Raw genomic sequence first — 2,928 nt, 5'->3', positions numbered from 1 at the left:
AATCACATCGTCAATTTACCTGCCTCAAAAAGCATTAGTAATCGTGTATTAATTGTAAATGCACTTTCAGGAAAATCAGCGCAAATCCATAATTTGTCTGAAGCCAGAGATACCGTAACCATGAACAGGCTGCTCAAAAGTAGTGGGGCAGAATTGGATGTATTAGATGCAGGGACTACGATGCGTTTTCTTACGGCATATCTTACGGCAACTAACCAAAATAAAGTACTCACTGGTACACCCCGAATGTGCCAACGTCCGATAAAAATCTTAGTAGAAGCACTCAAAACTCTGGGAGCGAATATCGAATATGTCGAGAAGGAAGGGTTTCCGCCCATTAAGATTAAAGGCCTCAATAATCAACAAACTGACAAACTCGAGGTGAGAGGGGATGTAAGCAGCCAGTATATTTCTGCATTACTAATGATTGCGCCTACTTTACCAAAAGGCTTGTCACTCACGCTCACAGGCAAAGTAGGAAGTAAACCCTACATAGAAATGACACTTAAAATCATGAGTAGATTTGGAGTTGATTATACCTGGAAAGAAAATTCTATTAGTATCAAAAATCAAGCTTACAAGGCTCCGAAGGAGATTACCATAGAACCTGACTGGTCTGGGGCAAGTTATTTTTACAGCTTTTTAGCTTTAAGCAAAAATGAGTCACTTATCATTAATGACCTGGTAGATAATTCTTTGCAAGGAGACAGAGCCACGGCTGATTTGTTTGAATCGATTGGAGTGAAAACTCACTTTAATGAGCAGACCGCCAAGCTTGAAAAGGTAAAACACGAATCGTCCGTTACTTACGACTTTACCGACTGCCCGGATTTGGCCCAAACTGTAGCGGTCGTTTGCGCTGCTAAAGGCATTACGTGTCATATGACCGGATTAGAAAGCCTAAAGATTAAAGAAACTGATAGGGTGCTCGCTTTGCAAAATGAACTAGCAAAGATAGGAGCACAATTAAAGGAAGAAGATAATCAATGGACGCTCATTCCTTCTTACGATTTACCTGCCGAGGTGTCAATAGCTACTTATGATGACCACCGTATGGCCATGGCTTTTGCCCCTCTAGCCACATTGATGGATGTGCGAATAGAAGAGCCTGAAGTTGTCAATAAGTCTTTTCCTTCATTCTGGGCTGAAATGAAAAACCAGGGGTTTGGCATTAGTGAATTATGAGACAACTCTTCTTACTAAGCCTCATTGTCACTCTCTTAGTCAGTTGTAATAAAAAAGGTACCAATGAAAATCTCTTTGTTAATGAAGTAAAGTCTTTAAACTCATGCAATAAAAGAGAAATCTTCTTAAGAGATATTTTAGAAAGAGATCAGCAAGTACGATCGAGGGTTGGGGAAATGAAAGCGAAATATGGTCATAACTCCGAAGAAAAACAGTTGGCTCTAGAATTAATGAATTTAATTGATGAAGAAAATAGGCAGAAAATTGCGCTCTTTTTAGATGAATATGGGTACCCTACCAGTTCTTGTCATACAGAAAATACAACCGATGTTCCAATATTGGTAATTCATCATTCGGGTTCTACTGATCTTATGAGGTCTTATTTTACCGTATTTTATGAGGCATACCTCAAAGGAGATATAAGAGAGTCTATGATGAGTCTATATTTAGAAAGAATACATATCATAGAAAATGGCTTTCATTTCACAATGCCTAGTCCTTATAAATCACAGGACAAAATCGATACCTTAATTTCAATTTTAGAAGTTAGGAAATCCTAAGCTCAAAAGCTCAAGCTATTGAAATAAGCCGGGGCCTTTCTGAGCCGACTCCCATACCATGAAAACATTTCACCATCTACGATGTGAATCTTTGCATTGGGACATAAGGCACTAAAATCACTAAAGTGTTTGGCTTTGAAAGGATAAGGTTCGCTTGACAATAAAATCAAATCAGGATTGATTGCTCGGATATCATCTGGAGACAACTCCGGGTATCTGTCTTTGGGAGCCACGTTATCTAACCCGATTTGAGAAAGCATAATATCAATAAAGGTGCCTCCTCCGGCCACCATGTAAGGTTTTTGCCATATAAAGTAGAGGACTTTAAGCGGGGCTTTCTTTTTGATTGACTCAAATCCACTTTTAATATCTTCTATAATTTCTTTACCTTTTTCAGCTCTCCCGACCAGACTCGCTACACTATTTATCATATCGAGAGAATCATTGAGCGTATAAATATCACTCATCCACACCGGATATTTTTCCCTTAGTTGCTCAATACCCTCTTTATAGTTTTCTTCTTTATTGCCTATAACCAGGTCTGGGTTTAATTCATCAATTTTTGAAAAATTGAAGTTTTTGGTGCCACCAATTTTTTTAACATCTCTAACCTCGTCAGCAGGATGAATGCAAAACTTAGTAATCCCTTTTACTTCGCTTTTTAAACCTAGATCGAAGAGTAATTCTGTTTGTGATGGCACCAGTGAGACAATCGAGCTGGGTGTTTTTGGCAACTCAATCGTGCTTCCCATTTGATCTTTAGATATGATATCCCCCATAGGGGTAAAGATAGGCTACGCTTTTAAACAAAAAAATTGGACTACTTAGCGTAGCCCAATTCTTTTATGGAGTTTAAAAAATTTGGTATCGATATGTCAAAGGTTGTACCCTTGCCATAGTCAGAAGTAACCTCGACCTGTCCATTAAGCTTATCCACTGTATCTTTTACAATATATAATCCTAAACCCGACCCTTTTGCGTTTTCATCGGCTCTGTAAAAAATATCAAAGATACTATCGAGGTACTCCTGTCTAATACCGATACCATTGTCTTTCACCTGTATTTCGCAGGTATCTTCTGTCACCTCAATGTCAATATCAATAAAAGATGACTCTTTCTTTTTGTCACTGTATTTAATCGCGTTGGACAGTACGTTAGTAATTACAGTTTTTAGGCGTATTGA

Annotated in this window: 4 protein-coding genes; 2 read left to right on the top strand and 2 right to left on the bottom strand. The window is 38.4% G+C overall.

Features of this window, described 5'->3' with window-relative positions; genetic code table 11:
* Positions 1-6: 6 nt before the first annotated feature.
* Positions 7-1,185 (top strand): 3-phosphoshikimate 1-carboxyvinyltransferase, encoded by a 1,179-nt coding sequence (locus tag E1176_RS03025; RefSeq protein WP_185152587.1) that lies wholly within the window; start codon positions 7-9, stop codon positions 1,183-1,185.
* Positions 1,182-1,745, top strand: a complete 564-nt coding sequence (locus tag E1176_RS03020; RefSeq protein WP_155209100.1) for a hypothetical protein — start codon at positions 1,182-1,184, stop codon at positions 1,743-1,745. Before E1176_RS03025 ends, E1176_RS03020 begins: the two co-directional genes overlap by 4 nt.
* Before the next feature lie 2 nt (positions 1,746-1,747).
* On the opposite strand, the gene E1176_RS03015 is transcribed toward E1176_RS03020, so the two are convergent.
* Together E1176_RS03015 and E1176_RS03010 are read right to left on the bottom strand one after the other, a co-directional pair.
* Positions 1,748-2,524 (bottom strand): ABC transporter substrate-binding protein, encoded by a 777-nt coding sequence (locus E1176_RS03015; RefSeq protein ID WP_246205923.1) that lies wholly within the window; start codon positions 2,522-2,524, stop codon positions 1,748-1,750.
* Positions 2,525-2,565: 41 nt separating this feature from the next.
* On the bottom strand, positions 2,566-2,928 hold a 363-nt coding region (locus E1176_RS03010; protein ID WP_155209099.1), incomplete at its 5' end, for a sensor histidine kinase.

Origin of the sequence: Fulvivirga aurantia (genome assembly GCF_009711475.1) — a bacterium.
Lineage (GTDB): Bacteria > Bacteroidota > Bacteroidia > Cytophagales > Cyclobacteriaceae > Fulvivirga > Fulvivirga aurantia.
Note: the sequence above shows the minus strand (reverse complement) of the source record. Positions and strands in the feature narration are given on the sequence as shown.

Bases quoted from the DNA above. Each gene is read 5' to 3' on its own strand.
- E1176_RS03020 (WP_155209100.1), top strand. From the start codon at position 1,182: ATGAGACAACTCTTCTTACTAAGCCTCATTGTCACTCTCTTAGTCAGT.
- E1176_RS03015 (WP_246205923.1), bottom strand. From the start codon at position 2,524: ATGGGGGATATCATATCTAAAGATCAAATGGGAAGCACGATTGAGTTG.